The organism is Shewanella jiangmenensis (assembly GCF_018596335.1).
GTDB classification, from domain to species: Bacteria; Pseudomonadota; Gammaproteobacteria; order Enterobacterales; family Shewanellaceae; genus Shewanella; species Shewanella jiangmenensis.
Map to the genome: position 1 here is coordinate 270,860 of NZ_JAHEPS010000003.1, position 20,005 is coordinate 290,864.

Genomic DNA, 20,005 nt, shown 5'->3' on the forward strand with positions numbered 1-20,005 from the left:
CCCCAAGTAAAAGCAGCAGGTTTTTTATTCGTGATAACTCGCCTTAATTTCAGGGTGGGTAATCAAGAGTTTCAAAATTTGAAATATGCTTTATTACTTATTTTTATAATTACTTTACTATAGAATGGAGTTTGATTTTCAGTGTGCCGAGCAGGATATGATTGAGCAGGAATTACGCGCATTTTTCGTATTTAAGTCGGTGTATGAAACCGGCAGTGCAAAATCTGTTGCCGAATTGTATGGAATTTCCCAGCCTAAGGTCAGCCGCTATTTATTACAATTGCGGGAAACCTTTTCCGACTCCTTATTTATTCGTAAAAATACCGGCTTTGTGCCGACCGCCAAGGCCCACAGTCTCTATCCGCTGGTGTGTGACATGGTGGCCTTAAGCGGCAAGCTCGAAAAGCTTGCCCACCAGGAGGTGCTGCGCCGCTGTGTGATTGCACTGCCGCCGACTTTGTCGGTGGGGCTTGCCGAATATCTGGAAGCTGTGCCCGGCATGAGTGAGCTTGGGCTGTCGATGTCGGTCAAACCCGGACGGCGCACCATTTGTGAAGACATCATCCAGGGCACGACCTGTATCGCCATTACCCACCGCGATTGCACCCAAAACCTTGAATGCAAGCATCTGAGCAGCAAACTCTCGGTCGAACCCATCGCCGAGGGCGAGATGCTGTTTGTGGTCAGCCGCAGCGACAGCGCCCTGTGGCAAGCGCCACTGACTTTAGAGGCGATAGGTTGTTATCCGTTCGTGGTGACCCAGTTGCCGGGCTTTAACGATTTAACCGACCCGTTCGAGCGCTTTTGTGAGCTTGAGGGTTTAAGTCTCACCACGCTGCAACGGGCATCGGATTTGGCAACCCTTACCGAAATCCTCACCGGCAGCAACGCCGTATCGTTTTTGGGCTCGGCCAGCGCCGCACGTTTTGTTGAACGCTTCCCCGGCCTCAAGGCTGAGATGCTGCCCGCGGCAGAATACCAGCGCCTGCACCGCGCAGTCCCCCGGCCGAGGTACTCGCTCATTACCCGACTGGATCGAAAGCCCATGATCCCGCCTTTGCTGCTAAGTACCATCCACGAATACGTAAAGCTCCAGGTGATGTTGCCAGACAATATGAATGTAACGATGGCTGAGGCTGTTGGTTGTACTCATTCTGAATAACCTTGATTATTGCAATTGGAATTTATATCTGATTCGTATTGTTTATAGACAAGTTTTTAATGTCATTGTTTAAGTAAAAGTTATCACTGAAAGTAGGTTTTTGATTGAAAGCCCTGTTCACTTCGACAGGGCTTTTTAATGTCTGATAAGTTTATAAATTACCGCCTAGCTCACAAGTTTTATAATTTGCAAAACCATTTTTCAATTAATGAAAAATGCGCTCTATAGCAAATGAAACGCAAGTCTGCGATCTGTGTTAAGCGGAATAGGTTGCGCTTTTTATGACAAGAGTTACTGGAAACTGGTTGGCATATTTTTATATTTGTTGATGGTTTTTGAGCCTGTTCACACAAGTGGGAATTCGCTAAGTTGTTTGAGTGCTCAAGTATTTAAATCCCCAAATGCTGATATTTTAATTTTTAGAATAGATCACAGATTAATCCGTCTTTGAAAATATTTAATATATATGAGTGAGCATGACTCGCTTCCTTTCAGTAATCACCTGTAATAACGCATTAAATATGTTTGTTTTTATCGGGGGTTTAATTTTGAACGACATAGTGGACATGTCGCACAGTCAATATCAGCGAGGCGTAAAAATGATAAAGAATGCGCTGTTCTTCCTCCTGTTGGGAGTGGGGGTGTTTTTCAGTTCAATATCACAGGCAGATCCCTGGAAAGAGATGCCATCAGAGCAGTTGGAAAAAACGTTGTCCGATAAATTTCATGGCGGCGAATATTCCAGCAAAGGAGCCGATTCGTGTTTGGCCTGCCATAAAAAAAGCGACGCTGTCATGGCGTTGTTTGATGGTGTTCACGGCGACATGAATAACCCGCAGTCGCCTATGGCGGGTCTGCAGTGCGAGGCCTGTCACGGGCCGATGGGCAAGCATAACCGTGGCGGTAAAGAGCCAATGATTAGCTTTGGCGCCGATTCATCCCTCGATGCGGCGAGTCAGAACAGCGTGTGTCTGGGCTGTCACCAAAGCACTGAACTTATGTCCTGGCATGGTTCGGCCCACAACCTTGACGAAGTGGCCTGTGCCAGTTGCCACAAGGTGCACGCGGCCAAAGACCCGGCCTTTGACAAACTGGCCATCAACGCCAGTTGCACCGCCTGTCACACCAAGGAAGGTGCTGATCTTCATAAGCGCTCGTCCCATCCGTTCAAGTGGGATCAGATGACCTGTATCGATTGCCACAATCCCCACGGTGCCCCAGGTGAAGCGGCGCTGAAACAGTTTTCTGTCAACGACACCTGCTTTGAATGCCACAGCGAAAAACGTGGCCCCTTCCTGTGGGAGCACGCGCCTGTGACCGAAAACTGTGCCAACTGCCATAACCCCCATGGCGGCGTCAACGAGTCGCTGACCAAGGCGCGTGTACCGCAGCTGTGTCAGCAATGCCATGCCGATGATGGCCACGGCTCCCGTGTCGATGCCGGTCAAAGTGCTTTCAATGCCGGTAAGTCCTGTTTGAACTGCCACAGCCAGGTGCACGGCTCCAACCATCCCGCCGGCAAGATGCTGGCACGTTAAGGGGAGTGATTAGCATGAGATTTCCATTGAATCTGATTACCCTGGCCCTGGCTGGTGCCTCTGGCACTCTGCTGGCTGCCGATTTTAGTGTTGGCGCGGCCAATACCGCCAAAGTGCCTGTTGATGGCTATCAGTGTAAGAGCTGTATCAGCTCTGACGGCCTTCGCGGCAATGTTGGTGTGAGTCTTGGCGTTAACGACCTGGACGATATCCACGCGGGCAACGCCCTTGGCACTGACCGCGATGGCGTTATTGGTGGCATTAATGCCGATGTGCAAGGGCAGGGCAATAACGGCTATCGCCTCAAGGCCGAGGCACACAGGCTCGGTATGGCCAATGGCTCGGGCAGCCTTGGGCTTGGCAAAGATGGTCGCTACCACCTTAATCTGGATTACCGCGCCATCACAACTTACGACCAAGGCGATGTACAAACTGCACTGTGGCACAACGACGGTACCCTGGTGCCATCGGCCGAACCGCGCTTTCTGGACTTAAACCTCGAGCGTCATAAGGCGTCACTGGGATTTGAGCTGAAGGATGCGCTGTTTGATACCTATGTGAAGTACAGCCGCGAGCAAAAGACCGGTCATCAGAGTGCCAGTCTGATGTCACCAAGGCCGGTGAACTTTGCCTTGCCGGTGGATGCAAGCACCGATGGCCTCAAGGCCGGCGTTGCGCTCAAGGGGGAGCAGTGGCTACTTGATGTAGGTTATCAGGGCAGCTTGTATCGCAATGACATTCAGAGTCTCGATTTACTCACGCCGCAGCTCTATGGCGTTTACAGCGCCGCGCCGGACAACGAAGCGCACCGCCTGAGTCTTGCCGGTCAGCTGCGTGAAGACAGCACAGTGATGACGGGCCGGGTCGCCGCCGGGCGTATGCTTCAGGATGACGCTCTGGTGCCTATGTTCGGCAATCCGCTGCAAAACTGGGACGGTCAGGTCGATACCCTGGATGCCAATCTTGCGATTCACTCGACCCTGGGCAGCCGTTTGCGGCTGGGAGCGAAAGTCGATTACAGCGACCGTGACAACCAAAGTTCGGTGTGGGACTTCAATCAGGGGCTGTCCGGACTGAGCTTTGATGCCTTAAGTGGCGGTTTTGAGCAAAATCTGCCACTGGATATCGAGCGCACCGGGGTAAAACTCGATGCCAGTTACCGTCTCGGCTCAGGTTATCGGCTCGATGGCGGCTATGAGCGCAAGGACACCTCCCGCAGCTACGGTGAGCGTGAAGATACCCACGATGACCGTGCCTGGCTTGGCGTGAAACTCGCTCCGCTGTCATCCCTGAGTGCCCGGCTTGAGCTTGGCGTTGGCAGCCGCGGCGGCAGCGACTATGAAGCCAATGGCCTGACCTCAAGTGAAGATAATACCCTGCTGCGTAAGTACCATCTGGCCGATCGCGAACGCCAGGATGCCAAGCTTGCACTCAACTGGACCGCAACCGATTGGCTGTCTGTGGATGTGAATGGCTATTTTGCCCGCGACGACTATGACGAGACCCAAATTGGTCTCAATCTGTCCCGCGACAGTGGCGTGGATGTCAATCTGAATCTGCATCCGACCGATTCGCTGACTGCGTATCTTTTTGCCGGTCAGCAATGGATCCGCACCGACATGACGGCGGGCCGAAACGGCGCTGTCGCCTGGCAGGCCGATATTGCCGATGACTTTATCAACCTCGGTGGTGGCGCCTCCTTCAGTGGGCTGCTTGATGGCCGCCTGACACTCGGCGCTGATTACCTCTTTGCCAATTCCCGCAGCGACGGCTACCGCTCGCTCGAACTGCCACAGCCTGACGGCGATTACTACTCATATCAACACAGTGCAGGCATTTATGCCGACTACGCCCTGTCTGCGCAGATGGCGCTCAAACTCGCGTATCGCTACGAGCGGTACTACGACACCGATGATGCCCGGGTCAGCATCAATGGTGTGCCTGGGCTCATTACCCTTGGCGAGTCGGATCATAACTATAACGCCCATCAAATCATGTTGACGTTCAGTTACTTACTGAACTGATACGCGGATTTTCAGGCGACAACACGTCTTATAGCAAGGTCAATAGGAGAGAAAAATGGAACGCAGAAGTTTCCTAAAAATGAGCGCCGCGCTCGGCTGTGCGGCCAGCGTCACGGGCTGTGATTCAAGCTCCAGTGATACCAATGTCACGCCACCGGAGCCGCCCTTAGCCGCCGAGCAGCAAAGCTGGTCATCCTGTCTGGTGAACTGTGGCTCGAACTGCCCCATCAAGGTGTTCAGCCGTGACGGTGTGATCACCCGCATCGAAACCGACCACGAAACCACCGACGAATATGGTGTTAACCACCAGATCCGGGCCTGTGCCCGTGGCCGCTCTCTGCGTCAGCGCACTTACTCGCCAGACCGGATCAAGGCACCGATGAAGCGGGTCGGCAAACGCGGCGAGGGTAAGTTTGTGCCCATCAGCTGGGATGAAGCCGCAAGCCTGGTGGCATCCGAGCTTAAACGTATCGCCGCAAGCTACGGCAACAAGTCAATTCTTAAACACTATGGCACCGGCGCTTACTACGGTTTCAGCAGCTCAGCTTGCTTTGACCGGATTTTGAACCTTAACGGCGGTTTCCTGAAAATTTACGGCAACTACTCCTGGGCACAGCAAAACGAAGCGGCAGCGGCCACCGGATTTAGCAGTACCTCGGGCTCCAGCCTGACCGCACTGAAAGACAGCGACCTGTTCTTGGGCATTGGCTACAACCCAAGTGAAATGCGCCAAAGTGGTTCGGGCGAAGGCTATGACTTTTTGATGGCGATTTCGGGTAATCCGTCCCTTGAAGTCATTATGGTTGACCCAAGATACACAGATTCCATGGCCGGCAAAGAAGATCAATGGCTGCCAATCCGCCCCGGCACCGATGCGGCCTTTGCCGAGGCCATTGCCTATCAGATGATAAGTTCAGGTTGGGTAGAAGCCAATTCCAGGGCTTTCCTTGATAAGTACTGCGTTGGCTACGACCAGGCGTCACTCGAGCGTCTGATTGAAGAGTTCCGCGCCAGTGGCGATGCCAAAAAGCTTGCGCTGATCCCTTATATCGACCCCACTGAAAACTACCGTGATTACATTCTCGGCGAAGGTAAATTTGTCGCTGAAGGCGGCAAAACACCAGCCTGGGCCGCTGCCATCTGTGGTATTGCCGAAGATAAAATCAAGCAGGTTGCTGACAAAGTCATGGCCGCCCGCGCGCCTTATATCGTCACCGGCGCCGGGGTAAACCGTCACGCCAACGGCGAGCAGGCCATGCGCGCCTGCTATATGCTGTCGTTCCTTACCGGCAAGGTGGGCAAGCCCGGTGTCAGCAACGGCGCGCTGCCAAGTCAGGGAAGTTTGAGCCGCGCCGGCATGTCAGGCCTCGCCAATCCAGTCAAGGAAACCATTTCATTCTTTACCTGGGCCGAAGCGATTGTGCGCGGAGAAGAGATGACCGCCCGTAAAGATGGCCTTCGCGGCACGCCGGATCTGGATACTCCCCTTGGCACTAACATCAAAGCCGTGTTTGCCATCAACAGTAATGCCCTGATTAACCAGCATTCTGACTGCAATGGCACTGCCGCGATTCTGGAAGATGAAAGCAAATGCGAGTTTATCGTGGTTTGCGACTGCTGGATGACGCCAAGCGCTCGCTATGCGGACTTGCTGCTGCCGGACACCAGCTGGCTTGAGTCAAACGATCTGGTCAACGACAGTTATGCCTCCGGCATCATGGGCTATCTGGTGGCGATGAAAGCCGCCATCAAGCCGCTGTGGGACTGCAAGTCTATGTATGACATGTGTGGCCTGATTGCGGACAAGATGGGTGTGGGTGCCGCCTACAGCGAAGGCAAAGACGAAGCGGGCTGGCTAAGCGAGCTTTACGGTAAAACCCGCAGCAATGCCGCCAATGCATCGGCTATCCCGCCGCTGCCGGCAACCTATGAAGAAGCGCAGAAAATCGGGGTGTTCCGCGCCTTTGATGCCACGCCAAAACTTGCGCTCGACAGCTACATCAACGGTGGCAAGGCGCTCAGCACACCATCGGGCAAGGTAGAGATTTACTCCTTGCTGATGGCGCAAAAGGGCAAGGACTGGGTGTTCAATCCGGACATCAAGGGTGACGACATCTCCGCCATTCCCAAGTACCAGCGTACCTGGGAAGGTTATGAAGACGATGAAACATCGGCCGAATATCCGCTGCAGCTGATTGGTTTCCACACCAAGGGCCGCACCCACTCAAGCTACCACAACGTGCCCTGGCTGCGCGAAGCCACCGAAGATGCGGTCTGGATGAACCCGGTCGATGCCAACAGCCGTGGCCTTGCCAACGGCGACAAGGCACTGGTGTGGAGCAGTCGCGGCACCATCGAAGTGCCGGTGCGGGTCACCCCCCGCATTGCCCCCGGCGTGGCCGCCCTCGGTCAGGGCGCCTGGTATAAACCCGATGTCAGCCGCACTGGCCCATCCGGCCATGCCGTGGATGTCGGCGGCTGTATCAACAGCCTGACCCGATATCAGCCAAGCCCCTTTGCCAAGGGCAACCCGCAGCACACCAACCGCGTTCAGATCAGCAAGGCCTAACAAGGGAGCCGGAATAAATGACAACCAATACTCAATACGGATTTTATTTTGATTCCAGCAAGTGCACCGGCTGCAAAACCTGTCACGTGGCCTGTAAAGACCGCATGGTCGGGCTGGAGCGCCCGGGTGAGGACGTGGCCGCCAACGGCGTGTCCGACATGAAAGGGGTGATTTGGCGCCGGGTGTACGAGTACACCGGCGGCTTTTGGAGCCAGAATGCCGACGGCAGCTTTGAGCAGGACGTGTTTGCCTGTTATAGCTCCATCGGCTGTAACCACTGCGCCAATCCGGTGTGTGTAAAGGCCTGTCCGACCGGTGCCATGCACAAGCGCCGACAGGATGGGCTGGTGCTGGTGGCCGAGGAACTGTGTATCGGCTGTGAAAGCTGTGCCCGCGCATGTCCTTACGATGCGCCGCAGCTCGATAAAGGCCGTAAAGTCATGACCAAGTGCGACGGCTGCCAGGACAGACTGCAGACCAACGAAGCGGGCGAGCTTATCCGTAAGCCCATCTGCGTTGAGTCATGTCCGCTGCGGGCGCTCGATTTTGACACCATGGAAAACCTCGAGCGCCGCTACGGCAAGGGCGACGCCCACATAGCGCCGCTGCCATCCCAGAGCATCACAGCGCCAAGCTTAATCATCAAGGCTAACCCCAAGAGCCGTGGTGGCGGCCAGGTGGTAAACGGCGCCGAAGTCTGATGTCAAGGCGCCGCCTTCGCTGCCCAAACGGCAAGTGGCGGCGTCTTTAATCTCTTGTGTCCGGGCCGTCAGGCCCGGCTTGTTAAGGAACTCAAGATGAATTCTATTCCTGTAAACACAGTTGTTATCTGCCAAAGCCAGGAGGCATTGCCGCTGGCCGAGTTGGATGCAGAGCTTTATCAGGCTGGCGCGCGGGTGCTGCACCATGTGCTGCATGCCTACCCCGAAGCGAGCACTATCGATGAGTTTGCCAGCAGCGAACTGGCGCAAAACTGGCCGTTTGAATCAAAGGGCTGTGCACTCATCGCTGAGGCCTTGAGCGGCTGGCAACAGGCCGATGCTCAGGCGCGCGATCAGCAGCTGCTCGCGTTAAAGCTCGATTATGGTCAGCTGTTTTTTGGTCCGGGCGACCCTAAAGCGGCGCCCTGGGGCTCGGTGTATACCAGCGAGGCGCAGCTGCTTAACGAGCGCACGACGTTGCAGCTGCAAGGGTTTTACCGTGCCCATGGCCTGACGGTACAAACCGCACTTAATGAACCGCTCGACCACATAGGGCTGATTTTTGCGGCAATGGAAAGTCTGCTTAACACCCTTAGCGTTGACAGCGGCAATGCGCGTGCCCGCCGTCTGCTCGAAACCCTGCTTGCCGAGCACTTGCTGCCCTGGTCGGGGCGCTGCCTCAAACTTGCCTGGGATCATGCACAAACCCCTTACTACAAAGGCTTTGCCATGTTGGCGGATGACTACCTGGAGCGGCTGACCCAGGCGCTTGGCATACAAGGGCAAATCCGTGCTCTGCCACTTTATCGCTGAGGTGTGCCATGGGGGTAATTCATGCGCTCGGCAGTCAGTGGCATAAGGCGGAGTTCGCCGCGCTGCTTGGCCAGACCCTGATGCAGCGCCCGGCGGTTTCAGGCTTGTTTCAGGGCGCAACGTCCATGTCAACGGTGTGCAACCTGATGGCCGCCATCAGCTATCGCAGTGATGACCCGCGCTTTACGGCGGCAGAAATCGACGACCCGTTCTTACTTCTGATTTGCTTTGATTGCTTCAGGCTATTGTTTGTTAAAGAGGTTCAGCAGGGCGGGCTCAGTCAGGCCGAGCAGCTTATCCTGACCCTGTGCCGGCGTGTGGCGGCGCAGGTCGCAGCAGATGTTGAAGCAGATGTTAAGGCAGATGTTAGGGCGGATCTTGAGGTAGGCGTCGAGACAGCTGCGGCGCCGGATACGCTAAATGACGCAACTCGCCTGATGCGGGCGCAAATCCAGCGCCTTGGCACCACCCTCGATGAGCTTTACCTTGAAAGGCGCCGGCGCAGCAACAATATGCTCGGCGGCTGATGCTGTCAGCCTCTTTGCTCAAGCAGTTTGATAAGCATTGTCAGTATGCTGTTAGATGCAGTGTTGCCCAGCTCTGCCCGGTTCAGAGCCGTGTTGCCCAGATCCGTGTTGCCTGGCGCTGTGCTGAAAAGGGCTGTGGGGTACCACAATTGCCACTGGCTTTGCCGGGCAGCATCGTCTTTGAGTTGCAGCCTGATTAATCCATCGCGTTGGCCATCATTGCCACCCTTTCGGTCACCATCGTTTTCCCATTCGCAATCGTCGCTGGACAGGGCGAGCATGTCGCTTGTCAGCAGCAGGCGCTGGATATCGCTGAAATGCTCGTAGCGGATGATGCCGGCAAACTCAGCTCGCCGGTGCTTAATCACGGCTTCAAAGGCCTGCGTCGTTGGCAGTTGCCGTGGCAGTGCCAGCGCATAGCTTCGCAGCTCATTGAGGCTGACCTCGGTGCGTGGCGGCTTGGATCCCCGCTCAAAAGAAGATGCGCTCTGCTCTCTTACGTTACCCATTTGTCTTACGTTACCCATTTCTCTTGCTTTACTTAGCTCGGGCGTTTCGCTCATCCCAGACGCTGTAGTGGCCGCTTCGGCGAGTGGATGGCCGGCGCGGCAATACACATAGCTCGGTGCATGGGGTTGATTGCCGGCGGTGTCTGCAATGGCCAGCGGCTGCTTTTGCCAGAGCGCGCTGCACGCTGTGCCAAAATGCGCTGTGTGATAACGAGCTGTTTCAGAAAGAGAAGAGTGATAACGAGCTGTTTCAGAAAGATCAGAGTGATAAAGAGCAGAGTCACTCTGGGTGCTGCCATCAGCGGCTGTGTCATCAAGCGCGGTGTCGGATAACAGCAGCGACAGCTCACCGCGCTGCATCGCGCTTTGCAGTACATGCAGCGGCGCAATCCGTAATTCCACCTCAAGCTCGGGCATCAGGGTTATACAGCGGCTGATGGCGCTGGTAAGGCGGTCGGCGGCTGAGGGCGGCGCGCCGGCTATCAGGCGCTGCAATCCCGGCTCGGTACGTGACATGCCACCCGCTGCGGTGCTTTTCAGTTCATCCACCTGATGTTTCATCACTTCGGCGCTGGCAAGAATTTGCTCGCCGTGCCTTAGCACCAGCTCGCCAAAGGCGGTGAGTCTGACGCTTTTGGTGCGCCGGTCCAAAAGGCTAACCCCCAATAATGATTCGAGTTTTTGAATGCTGCGCGATAAAGATGGCTGCGCCAGATTGAGGCTGCTGGCGGCTTGGCTGAAATGCCCGACACGGGCGAGGGCGCTGAAATGACGCAGGTGCCTGAGTTCCATGCTCTGCTGAATAGTCCATGACTGATGTTGAGATTTTGTTGAATTTACTGGGCGACCATGGGGTTTTCAAAGCTTAGGCGGGTGACAAATTGTATCAGAGTTGTAGCGCTGGGCCGCTGACGCGGGCGGTTTTCAAGTCGCTGTTTTTATAAAGCTCTTATTGGCTGCGCTTTGGCGGGTAGCTGTGCCGGTTAAGTCATTTGTTTGATGCATTCGGTGCATGATTACGTACGTCAAATGCATTGGATTTGTTGAATATTTGTGACGCAGGATGGTCGCGCAGCGTAGGAAAGGCGCTGCATGCAATCCAATAACACGCATCGGAACAAGCCAAATGAAACTAAAAAAAATCAGTCTGATGACGCTGACGGCGCTCTATGCCGGTCTCGGTGGCCTGTCGGCACCGGCGCTGGCCACTTCTGCGGCCAGTCAGCTTAAGGGCATAGATCCTGCCAACATCAAGATGACCCCTACGTCCCAGCAGACCCGTCATCCAACCCAGCTGACGCCGGGTAAGCCGGGACAGCTTGGGGTTAACGTGCACCGCGTCGCTCAGGGCAGCGCCCTTAACCGCGCCCCGTTTGAGTGGGAAAAAGACGTTGAAGGCATTCAAACCTACATAGTGCAGCTCGAAGACGCGCCGGCGGCGATGTATCAGGGTGACATTCCCGGCATTCCTGCCACCTCTGCCAGAAGCCTTAAGCAAAGCCGCGACAGCGCCGCTGGCCGCAGTGTTAAATTCAGCCCATCCAAGCCCGGGGTGCAGAGTTATCAGCAGTATCTGGCCGGCCGTCAGGACAAGGCGCTGAGCCGCATCCGCGCCGTGGCACCCCAGGCCGAAATCAAGCGCCGCTTCAATGTAGCGCTGAACGGCATGACCATGGAGCTCACCCAAGAGCAGGCGGCCGAAGTCGCCAAGCTGCCGGGCGTGACCGCCGTGACCCGCGCCAAGTCCTATAAGCTCTTTACCGACGTGGGCCCCAAGCACATTGGCGCCGACAAACTGTGGGCCGGTGAAGGCGTGCCGATGAATTTGCCCATCAAGGGCGAGGGCATCATCGCCGGTATTATCGACACCGGCATCAACTCAGATCACCCCGCCTTTGCGGCGGTGGCGGCCGATGGCTATCAGCACGTTAACCCGCTCGGCGCAGGTAAGTTTTTGGGCGACTGTGTTGAATATCAGGACATGTGTAACGACAAGCTGATTGGGGTGCGCTCGTATAAAACCATCACCGACAGCTACAAAGATCCGGCATTCCAGCCTGATGCCAACCCCTGGGATGTAGGGTACAAGCGGCCACCCAACGGTGAAGACTACAACGGTCACGGCTCCCATACCGCGAGCACTGTGGCAGGTAACCTGCTGAAAAACGTGCCGTTCAAGATTGCCGGTAACACAGAGCACAGCGACGGCTTTGACACTGAGCTGGTGTTTCCCGAAATCTCCGGCGTGGCACCGCGCGCCAACATCATTGCCTATCAGGTGTGCTACCCGGGCGATGGCTCCTTTGGTGACAACTACGGCGGCTGTCCCGGCGACGTGCTGGTTGCGGCAATTGAAGATGCCATTAAAGATGGCGTCGATGTGATTAACTTCTCCATCGGCGGCCTTGAAAGTCTGCCCTGGTACGACCCGATTGAACTGGCGTTCCTGTCGGCCCGCGAAGCCGGTATTTCGGTAGCGGCCTCGGCCGGTAACTGGGGTTATTGGGGTAACTCGCTGATTGACCACGTTTCGCCCTGGCTCACCTCGGTGGCGGCAAGTACCCATGGCCGTGAAATCAAACCCGAATTCGGCTCACTGAGCTTAAGTGCAGACGGTGCACCGGCGGCGATGAAAGGCCACGGCGTGACCGGTAACTTCAGCGGCAAGTTGGTCAATGCCGCCGATGCCGGTGATGAGCTCTGCCTTGAGCCATTTGCCCCCGGCACCTTTGAGGCTGACGACATAGTGATTTGTAAGCGCGGCGAAAATGCCCGCGTGGCCAAAGGTGTCAACGTGGCCGCTGGCGGCGCCGGTGGCATAGTGCTGTACAACGCCGTGTCATGGGATGATGGCACAGGTGGCAACAGCCTGAATCTGAACCCGTTTCCTATTCCAGGCTTGCACATAGATGCCGCTTCCGGCAACGCGCTGGTGGCCTATGTGGCTGAGCATCCGGACACGCCGGCCAATCTGGTGGCCTCTGTGGTGAAAACCGCCGAGCGTGAAGCCGATATTCTGGCGGACTTTTCGTCCCGTGGCCCGAGCCGCTCCAACCCGGATGTGATGGCGCCGAACGTGTCAGCTCCCGGGGTGGACGTGTTTGCCGCCTACGCCGATGAGATGCCGTTCACCCAGTATCCGTCTCCGGCCGATTATGTGGCCATCAGCGGTACGTCCATGTCAGGCCCCCATGTGGCGGGCGCGCTGGCACTTCTGACCCAGGCGCATCCAGACTGGACGCCGGCGATGATCCAGTCGGCACTGATGATGACAGCCAAGCCCGGTAAAGCCTGGTCTGACAGTTATCCCCGTGAACTTCGCGAAGCCAACTTCTATGAGATGGGCAGCGGCGTTATCAACGTCGAGCGTGCCGTGAAGGCAGGCTTGGTGCTCGATGAGCACGGCGACAACTACCGCGCAGCCAATCCGGAGCAGGGCGGCGATGTGACTGCGCTGAACGTGCCGTATTTCGCGCACTCAAGCTGCCAGAGCAGCTGCACCTGGATGCGTACCTTCACCGCCACTGAAGATGGCGACTGGATGGTGAGCGCCGAGGCGCTGGCGATGGAAGGGGCGCCATTTTTGGAGCTGGATGTTTATCCCAAGCAGTTCAGCGTCAAGGCCGGTCAGACCCAGAGCATCATGGTGACGGCGCGGGTGCTGGATGTGGAATCAGTCCATGCCAGCTCGGCCAACTACGAGGTGTTTGGCAAGGTTAATCTGACCCCGACCAGCGACGCCCTGCCGGCGCAGCATCTGCCGGTGATGGCCCGTTTTGCGCCATCAAGCCTGCCAACCATGGTGGCCGGTAAAATTCACCGTGACAGCGGCACCATGCTGACGCCAAAACTTAACAGCAGTGAAATCAAACAGCTGACCGTGAATGTCACCGGCCTGGTTAAAGGGCAGCAGGTGGAGCACAAGTTAAGCTCGGCCTCCGGCAAGGATTACAGCTTCCAGGAGCCGGAAACCCTGATGGATAACCCCGGTATCAAGGTGCATTTCTTTGATGTGCCTGAGGGGACCCGCCGCGTGGTGTGGGAGCAGGTATCGGAAACCAAGGGCGCGTCTACCTCGCTGGATATCGGCATGGATTTGAATAATGACGGTCTGGTGCAGTGGAACGATGAAGCCATCTGTTACTCCTTCACCGATGTGCAGGAATACTGCACCATCAACGACCCGACCCCGGGCCGTTACTGGGTGATGGTGGGTAACTTCAAGCGCCCATTCGGCGATGAAGAAGACACAGTCGACACCATAGTCACCAGCCTTGCGGTTATCGGTGATAAAGATGAGGCCAACCTCGATGTGACCGGCCCTGCCAGCACCGACGGACTGACGCCTTATCAGCTCCAGCTTGACTGGAACCTGGCTGACAGCGCCAAGGGCGACCGCTTCTACGGTGTGGTGGACGTGGGCAACAGCCCTGAAAACCCCGGCAGTATCGGCAAGATGGCGCTTAATCTGGTGCACGATGGCAGTGATGTGGCAATTGCCGCCTCTGCTGACCAGGCCAAGGCCGGTGACACAGTCGAGTACAAGGTGCGCCTGGCGCCAAACCTTCTGTCACTCGAGCGCGAAGTGGAGCTGGATATCGAGCTGCCAGCGGGTCTGATTCTGGATGAAACATCCCTCACGGCCATCAGCGCCAACACTGATTTGCGCGAGCAAATCGCCGTCGCTGGGCAGAAAATCAGCCTTAAAACCCAGCAGGCTGCCAGTAATGCCAGCGAGCGTGAGTACCGTTACACCACCAGTGATGAAGATGAAAGCTGCCGCATTCCGATTGGCAGTAACCCCTACTATCTGGACCTGTACAAGGAAGCCTACATTGAGCCTATCGGCATGATCGCCGGCCGCGCCAATGAAACCTTCACGCTGCCGTTGTCGGCCTTCGGAATCGATCGCATTCCGCTGTACAACAACGACCCGGACTACATGGCCAAAGACGTGCTGTCGGTATCGCCCGGTGGCTTTATCCAGCTCGATACCTTGTGGCTGTTCTGGCCGGCACACTATCCGATGGAAGCGCAGTTCTTCCCGGATACCGTGATTGCGCCGCTGTGGCGTGGTGACGGCGCCAGCTATCCAGAGTTCAACATGGATACCGAAGCCTTTGACGGGGTATCGATGGCGTCCACCAACGATGGCCGTTATCTGATTGTGGAGTGGGACAACATGCGTCAGGAATTTGCCTGGGGCATCAACTTCGACCCGGATCCGGATGCGCGCTACAGCTTTGAGCTGCTGGCATCGAGTGAACTTAATTTCGCCCCCGGCGAGCATGAGTTTATCTTTGCCTACGACAAGCTCACCGGCAGCAAGGGCCATTTAGGCTCCATCGGTACCCACGGCTATCACGGCCCGCGCGGCACCTTCGGCCCGGCCTATGGTTATCTTGGTCATGGCTACGCCTTCAACGACGTGGATACCAAGGTGCGTGAAGGTCTGGTGGTGTGCGCCAACTACTTTGGCCCTGAGCAATCGGAAGTGATCATGACCTTTGCCGCCAAGGTAATGGCATCTGCCGTCGGCGAGACCCAGAGCCTCAAGGTTGTCAGCCGCTACACCGGCAGCGATGAGCAGTTGGATACACTGGATGTGAAAGTGCCGTCCAACCTGACCATGGCACCACTGGCCGACATGACAGTGGCCGAAAACGCCAGCATCAGCTTTGAGGTGATGGTGCGTGACCGCGAGCATACCGCCAACCAAATCCAGGTCAGCGGCGAGCACATCAGCGCTGTGGTGGATGGCACCAAGGTAACGCTCACCCCGGATGCCTTCTGGTTTGGTGAAACCGAGGTCACAGTCACTGCAAGCGACACGGTGTTCCCGAATGATGCGGTAAGCCAGCGCTTTACCCTCACAGTCGAGAGCGACGGCGAAGCCATGGCGACCCTGACCGACGTTAAAGCCAGCGCCAGCGTAAGCGGCAACAGCATTAACCTTAAGTCAGAGCACAGTGTGTCCGGCACCCAGGGCATGGCGGGTCTTGCCATCAGCTGGCAGCAGACCTCAGGCCCGGCCGTCACCATCAAGGATGGCGTGGTAAGCGGCGCTGCGCCCGGCAACTATGGTTTCAGCGTGACTTACAGCCTCAATGGTGTGAGCAAAACCGCCAGCGTGAATGTCACAGTGCCTGCACCTGCGCCAACCACAGCGCCCGGAAGCTCTGACAGCGGCGGCAGCATGGGTGTGTTTGCCCTGCTGATGCTCGCCCTGCTGGCAGCAGGCCGTCGACTGAATCCAGTCAGGCTTCGCGGCTGAACCGCTGTTAAAAAACCGCTGTTAAAAAGCCGCTGTTTAAAAGCAGCGGCGTTTAAAAACCGCAGGTGGCAGGCTAAAAACCAGAGTGGGAACAAGCGCCCAGAAACGAGCGCCTTGTGGTAGCGCCAAAGCCTGCGGATGTAAAAGCAAAAAGCCTTCCTCACGGAAGGCTTTTTTATGCCCCAAGGCACCGATTACTGAAAGGCAGTCTGTTAATCAACGGCAGTCGGTTAATGAAAGACAGCCGATAAATGAAGGATTGGCTACTGACGATAAATAGTGCTGATTTCGCCGGTTTCTTCATCTTTAAACACAAAGGTTTGCCATCGACCGACACTATGATGCTGCAAAACACTTCCCCGACTATGTCATTCAAAGGCTCGCTGACTTTAATAAACTTAAGACAAAGTTTTTTCTGGCCGCCCTCAAACACCACCTGATACACACCGCTTGCCTGATAGGCCACGCCATCGGGCTGATTGCCCCAGGCGCGGAAGGTGCCATCGCCGCGGTATTCATCAAAGCCCCAGAAGGTTTTACCGCTGTCATCTGAATTGCCCCACACACCCACAAGCCCAAGCTCGCTGGCGGCGATGCGACCGGCGTTGTCCGATGCCTGTGCCGCCGGCATCAGGGCAAGTGCGGCGCAAAAAACAAGCAAAAGAGAAAGCCTGAGTTGCAGCAATCGCAAAGTGACTTTCAATAACTGGCTGCGATGGGTTTGGCAAAAAAACGTGGCTTGCATGCCGACTCCAGAGAGGTTGAAAACGCCATGAATGATGATTATTTGAGCCTAGCCGGAAACAGCAAAACCGGAAACAGCTAATTTGGCAACCGCCGGGCCAACAGCCGTTAAACCCAAAGCGCTTAAACCCAAAACGATTAAACCAGAAACAGCCAGGCTAACAGCAGTTAAACCCAAAGCGGTGAAACAGGACAGTCGGCGCATAAAATCTATCCATAAGGCTGATTTTTGTCGGGCCTATACCAGAATCCGAGTGGCGATTTTTTACTTATACATCCACTTAAAGCCGCCAGTTCATCAGCAAATGCCGACAGGCAAAAGCGCCCCGCAGCCCCGTGGGGTGGGGGTTTCAGGCAAATTGCTTTTGTATTCATTCCAAAACCAGATTGCCGCAATCTGATTTAATCGTTAGCGGCGATCAATATTCATCCCCTAAGTTATTTGCCACATCAGGAGCAGTTTCCGGCTGCTGATTTCAAGCGGTGCTCTGTCGCCGGCCAATCCCTATAAAACATGCCGTTATGTAAAGCATGCGGTCATGAACATCAGGGATTTGCCAACATCAGCGGCGTATGAGCATCGGTTCAGCTGTATCGAACCGGCGAGGCGTGGCGCACAGCGCCTGTGCAACGGGCACCCGGGCGCAGAGTAACGCGCAGCCATAGGTAACTTTGGCGCGTGAATTTGTTGGCGCTATGAATTTGGGCGCCATGAACTTGTTGGCGCCGTGAATTTGCCGCTTATTTTTAACGACGGAAGAGGAATTCCATCATGAAATCATCCATCCCAACACTCATCCCAACACTGACAGCAGTCGCCTTATCTGTCTCCATGGCGTTTGCTGCAAACGTTGCCGAAGCGGCCGCGCCAAAGGGCGCCGCAAGCGACGATAGCCGCGTCACCGACAATGCCTATTGGTGGCCAAACCAACTGGATTTGTCACCGCTGCGCCAGCACGGCATTGAATCCAACCCATATGGTCAGGAATTTGATTACCCAAGCGCCTTTGCCTCACTGGATCTTGAGGCGGTAAAGGCCGACATCCGCACCACGCTCACCACCTCACAGGATTGGTGGCCCGCCGACTATGGCCACTATGGCCCGTTTTTTATCCGCATGGCGTGGCACAGCGCCGGTGTATACCGGATTTTTGATGGTCGCGGCGGCGCCAGCGGCGGTCAGCAGCGCTTTGAACCCCTCAACAGCTGGCCCGATAACGTCAACCTCGACAAGGCCCGCCGTTTGCTGTGGCCGGTAAAGCAAAAATACGGCGCTAAAATTTCCTGGGCCGATTTGATGGTGCTGGCAGGCAACGTATCGCTTGAGTCCATGGGCTTTAAAACCTTTGGTTTTGCCGGTGGCCGCAGCGACGACTGGGAAGCCGAAAAAGTTAACTGGGGCGCCGAAAAACAGTGGCTCGACAGCAAACGCCGTAATGCCAAAGGCGAGCTGGCAAAGCCCATGGGCGCCACGCAAATGGGCCTGATTTACGTCAATCCCGAAGGCCCGAACGGGGTGCCCGATCCGCTGGCGTCTGCCAAGGAAATCCGCGACACCTTCGGCCGCATGGCCATGTCGGATGAAGAAACCGTGGCGCTCATTGCCGGAGGCCACACCTTCGGTAAGGCCCACGGCGCCCACGATCCGGCCAAGTGTGTCGGTGTCGATCCCGCCGCTGCCGGTGTGGAAGAGCAGGGCATGGGCTGGAAAAACCGTTGCGGCAAAGGCCACTCGGAAGACACAGTCACCAGCGGCCTTGAAGGCTCCTGGTCATCCAATCCCACCAAGTGGACCATGGAATACTTAACCTGGCTCTACACCTTCGACTGGGTGCAAACCAAGAGCCCGGCTGGTCACATCCAGTGGATCCCGGCCGATGGTAAAGCCGCCAATCTGGTGCCCGATGCCCATATTCCCGACAAGCGCCACGCGCCTATCATGTTCACCAGTGACATAGCACTGAAAGAAGACCCGATTTACCGCGAAATCACCACCCGTTTCCTCAACAATCCGGCCGAATTTGAACTGGCCTTTGCCAAGGCCTGGTTCAAGCTGACCCACAGGGACATGGGGCCAAGAAGCCGTTATGTGGGCCAGGACGTGCCAGCCGAGGTACTGATTTGGCAAGACCCGGTACCGGCGCTCGATCATGCGCTGATTGATGCCGAAGACACCCAGCGCCTCAAGACTGCCATCCTCGACTCTGGCCTCAGCGTGTCTGAGCTGGTGAAAACCGCCTGGGCCTCGGCCTCGTCATTCCGTGGCACCGACATGCGCGGTGGTGCCAATGGCGCCCGCATTGCGCTTAAGCCACAAAGCGACTGGGCGGCAAACGATCCGAAGTCACTCGCAAAGGTGATTGGCAAGCTTGAGAAAATCCAAAAGGATTTCAATAAGAAAGCCAAGGGCGGCAAGCAGGTTTCGCTGGCCGATCTGATAGTGCTGGCGGGCAGCACTGCAGTTGAAAAAGCCGCCGCCGACGCCGGTGTAAAGCTTGATATTCAGTTCCGCCCCGGCCGCACCGACGCGACCCAGGCCCAGACCGACGTGAGCTCATTCGCAGTGCTTGAGCCCAAGGCCGACGGCTTCAGAAACTACTTCAGCGACGAGAGCGCCGCATCTCCTGCCGAAGCGTTGATTGAAAAGGCAAACTATCTCACCCTGACCGTACCTGAAATGACGGTATTGGTGGGCGGTTTGCGGGTGCTTGAGGCAAACAGCGGCAACAGCAAACACGGCGTCTTTACCCAAAACCCCGGCAAGCTCAGCAACGACTTCTTTGTTAACCTGCTGGACATGTCGACCCAGTGGGAAAAGGGCAGCGAACCTGGGCTGTATCAGGGCATAGACCGCAAGAGCGGTAAGCTTAAGTGGACCGCAACCCCGGTAGATCTGGTGTTTGGCTCCCACTCCGAGCTTCGCGCCGTGGCTGAGGTTTACGCCGCCGACGATGGCAAGGCCCGCTTTGTGCAGGACTTTGCCAAGGCCTGGACCAAGGTGATGGAACTCGACCGGTTCGATTTGAAATAAGCCGGCAGTAACGTGAATACGGCAGGGGCAAGGCTCCTGCCGTTTTTCATTTTTGGGGAATTGCGCTATCCAATTTTCTACAGCCTTCAGCACCGCTGCGGCGGTACTGGCAC

General features: G+C 56.2%; 12 protein-coding genes. 9 read left to right on the forward strand and 3 right to left on the reverse strand.

Annotated elements, in window-relative coordinates:
• Positions 1 to 124 precede the first annotated feature (124 nt).
• From KJI95_RS09955 to KJI95_RS09985, 7 genes are all read left to right on the forward strand, one after another.
• Positions 125 to 1,162, forward strand: a complete 1,038-nt coding sequence (locus KJI95_RS09955; RefSeq protein ID WP_214507041.1) for a LysR family transcriptional regulator — start codon at positions 125 to 127, stop codon at positions 1,160 to 1,162.
• A gap of 599 nt (positions 1,163 to 1,761) precedes the next feature.
• Positions 1,762 to 2,700 carry a DmsE family decaheme c-type cytochrome gene (locus tag KJI95_RS09960; RefSeq protein WP_214507042.1) on the forward strand — a complete coding sequence of 313 codons (939 nt, stop codon included), beginning with the start codon at positions 1,762 to 1,764 and terminating at the stop codon, positions 2,698 to 2,700.
• 14 nt (positions 2,701 to 2,714) lie between these two features.
• Positions 2,715 to 4,724 (forward strand): MtrB/PioB family decaheme-associated outer membrane protein, encoded by a 2,010-nt coding sequence (locus KJI95_RS09965; protein ID WP_214507043.1) that lies wholly within the window; start codon positions 2,715 to 2,717, stop codon positions 4,722 to 4,724.
• Between the two features lie 55 nt (positions 4,725 to 4,779).
• Positions 4,780 to 7,293, forward strand: a complete 2,514-nt coding sequence (locus tag KJI95_RS09970) for a DMSO/selenate family reductase complex A subunit (protein WP_214507044.1) — start codon at positions 4,780 to 4,782, stop codon at positions 7,291 to 7,293.
• 17 nt (positions 7,294 to 7,310) lie between these two features.
• A complete protein-coding gene (locus KJI95_RS09975) occupies positions 7,311 to 7,994 on the forward strand; it encodes a 4Fe-4S dicluster domain-containing protein (protein ID WP_214507045.1) in 684 nt (227 codons plus the stop codon).
• Between the two features lie 96 nt (positions 7,995 to 8,090).
• Complete coding sequence (locus KJI95_RS09980) at positions 8,091 to 8,807, forward strand: TorD/DmsD family molecular chaperone (protein ID WP_214507046.1); 717 nt, start codon at positions 8,091 to 8,093, stop codon at positions 8,805 to 8,807.
• Between the two features lie 8 nt (positions 8,808 to 8,815).
• On the forward strand, positions 8,816 to 9,334 hold the full coding sequence (locus KJI95_RS09985; RefSeq protein WP_214507047.1) for a hypothetical protein: 519 nt from the start codon (positions 8,816 to 8,818) through the stop codon (positions 9,332 to 9,334).
• 5 nt (positions 9,335 to 9,339) lie between these two features.
• Here KJI95_RS09985 and KJI95_RS09990 read toward each other — a convergent pair whose 3' ends face one another.
• On the reverse strand, positions 9,340 to 10,635 hold the full coding sequence (locus tag KJI95_RS09990; RefSeq protein ID WP_214507048.1) for a LysR family transcriptional regulator: 1,296 nt from the start codon (positions 10,633 to 10,635) through the stop codon (positions 9,340 to 9,342).
• 334 nt (positions 10,636 to 10,969) lie between these two features.
• On the opposite strand from KJI95_RS09990, the gene KJI95_RS19595 reads away from it, so the two are divergent.
• Complete coding sequence (locus tag KJI95_RS19595) at positions 10,970 to 16,117, forward strand: S8 family serine peptidase (protein WP_214507049.1); 5,148 nt, start codon at positions 10,970 to 10,972, stop codon at positions 16,115 to 16,117.
• A gap of 175 nt (positions 16,118 to 16,292) precedes the next feature.
• Here the strand turns inward: KJI95_RS19595 and KJI95_RS10000 are convergent, their stop codons facing one another.
• Together KJI95_RS10000 and KJI95_RS10005 are read right to left on the reverse strand one after the other, a co-directional pair.
• Positions 16,293 to 16,862 carry a hypothetical protein gene (locus tag KJI95_RS10000; RefSeq protein ID WP_214507050.1) on the reverse strand — a complete coding sequence of 190 codons (570 nt, stop codon included), beginning with the start codon at positions 16,860 to 16,862 and terminating at the stop codon, positions 16,293 to 16,295.
• A gap of 48 nt (positions 16,863 to 16,910) precedes the next feature.
• Complete coding sequence (locus KJI95_RS10005) at positions 16,911 to 17,066, reverse strand: hypothetical protein (protein WP_214507051.1); 156 nt, start codon at positions 17,064 to 17,066, stop codon at positions 16,911 to 16,913.
• 567 nt (positions 17,067 to 17,633) lie between these two features.
• Between KJI95_RS10005 and katG the strand changes: the two genes are divergently transcribed.
• Positions 17,634 to 19,892, forward strand: coding sequence for a catalase/peroxidase HPI (gene katG, locus KJI95_RS10010; protein WP_214507052.1), 2,259 nt, complete (start codon positions 17,634 to 17,636; stop codon positions 19,890 to 19,892).
• The last annotated feature ends 113 nt before the right edge of the window (positions 19,893 to 20,005 follow it).